Annotated in this window: 1 protein-coding gene; it reads left to right on the top strand. The window is 29.2% G+C overall.

Features of this window, described 5'->3' with window-relative positions; all coding sequences use genetic code 11:
* Positions 1–84: 84 nt before the first annotated feature.
* The coding region (locus RCF13_RS11760; RefSeq protein ID WP_308141208.1) for a hypothetical protein at positions 85–404 on the top strand (320 nt) is incomplete at its 3' end.

The raw sequence follows: 404 nt of genomic DNA, 5'->3' as shown, positions 1-404 counted from the left end.
AATTGGATAACAAAAACTATCAAAAAGTGTAAGGAGACTGAGTTTTTTATAAAACAATACTAACACCACGTATTGGAGGTCACTATGAGAAAGAAAATTTTATTGTTTTTATTAACCGGGTTTCTTTTAACCAGTTGTAGTGAGGATCCCGAATCAAAAATCAGTAATTTTGCTTCCACAATAGAAAAGGATACTAGTAGTGTTAACTTACATACACTTTCACAAGAAGATACAAAAAAGCAGTTTAAGATCTCTAATGAAGAAGTATCAAGTTATGTTGTAAGAAGCACGTATACTGATGCTGAATTGTTAGAATATGGCGTCTTTTATTTAACAGATACAGCAAATTCTAAACAAGTAAAAAATAAAATAAGAGAACATATTAAATCTGTAGCTAAAAGAAT

The organism is Stenotrophomonas maltophilia group sp. RNC7 (assembly GCF_030910085.1).
GTDB classification, from domain to species: Bacteria; Pseudomonadota; Gammaproteobacteria; order Xanthomonadales; family Xanthomonadaceae; genus Stenotrophomonas; species Stenotrophomonas sepilia.
This window is presented reverse-complemented; position numbering and strand designations above follow the sequence as displayed.